A 1,464-nucleotide genomic window follows, 5' to 3' on the forward strand; every position below is an offset into this window, starting at 1 on the left:
CTCCTAAAGAGCCATAATAATAGACTGCTATTCCAGCAATGATCAAATGAAACAATGAATTTAATATGGCTATTTTAGACAAAAAATATGTCTTTTCTCTGTACATAAAGAAATTAACCAGCATTAGATAAAGTCCCTGACATGAAAAACCAGCGACTAAAAAACCAACGATCAAATCGTCGAAACTATAACTAGTAGAAATAAAGAAAGAAAAAAATGTGGGTAACGTATAAAAGAATAGCAAAGATACGAGAATTATCAAGAGCGAAATTATTAAACATGCTCGGGTGATCTCTTTATAATCTTCATTACATTTAATATCTTTCAACTTATCAAAAAGAAATGGAATGGAAGCTTTATKTGCAGCCATAAACACAACACTTAATATAGAAGCGAGTTGATACATGACCGAATATTCACCTACTATTGCTCCACCAAAAAATGACATAAGCAAGATACGATCTATCGATGTTTTAATCCAGCTAGAAAGTGAATGAGGGACCAATGGAACAGAGAAACGTAATGGAACGGAAAAATTCTCTTGACTGAGTGAAAAGTCGAAAAAATTATTGCGTTTTAAATTGAAAAATGCCCATAAACCAAAACAGATCGCAGCAATAGCAATACCTGCAAGGCGGCCTTCTAACCCCACATTCCAGTAAGCAATAAGAAATACTGACAGTGACACATTCAACACTGTATTAGATATTTGAAAAATAATATATTGCGTTTGCATCTTCCTCACTTGATATAACACAAGATGAAACTGACAAAACGCTTGAAACAATACAATGATAGGTAGCAATAACACCCAAACGTTATCAACACCTAGAAATTGAATTGCTTCATATCTAAATATATACACAAACAGCGACACAAACGCAGCTACTAGTGTTGATATCAAAAATACGCTTGCCAATATCTTTTTAAACGTAGGATTATCTAACTTAAAAAATAAAACAGATATAGATGCATGCATAGAAAGGCTTATAATAACAAGCAACACCTGCAGAACAGCTTGGTAAGTGGCAACGATACCAAAATCATTTGGAGACAAAAATGCAGTTAAAAACGGAAGTAGGAAAAAAGGTATTGCTTTGTTTACAATTTCTCCACCAATATAGACTACAGCGCTTCCTAATATTTTTTTATTCATCATCTCTGATACTAAAGAGTTCTAATCGTGGATGCTTTTGACTTTGGTAGTTAGAATACACGCTTGACACAAACTCCCTAAACTTCGAATTGATAAATTCAGGGCCTATTATGTAGGAATTTCCTATAACATCATCATCTAACTCTAAGAAATTAGTAAGAACTGATGAGTAGAAGCAATGTATTCGAGAAACTCTTTCTTTATTTACTAATGAATATAATTCAAATGGATAAGACAATTTTTCAACGCGTACACCATAGTTTTCGATTACTGACAATTTACTATCAGACTCTCTACGGTGCGCAATG

Annotated in this window: 2 protein-coding genes; both read right to left on the minus strand. The window is 33.2% G+C overall.

The window, feature by feature from the left end:
* Positions 1-1,159 (minus strand): lipopolysaccharide biosynthesis protein (locus tag BZG81_RS15410; RefSeq protein WP_077677821.1); only part of this gene is annotated, 1,159 nt, incomplete at its 3' end.
* Positions 1,149-1,464: hypothetical protein (locus BZG81_RS15770; RefSeq protein ID WP_206744322.1), on the minus strand; the 316-nt coding region annotated here is incomplete at its 5' end. The genes BZG81_RS15770 and BZG81_RS15410, both read right to left, overlap by 11 nt.

Source organism: Salinivibrio sp. MA607 (genome assembly GCF_001996245.1).
GTDB classification, from domain to species: Bacteria; Pseudomonadota; Gammaproteobacteria; order Enterobacterales; family Vibrionaceae; genus Salinivibrio; species Salinivibrio costicola.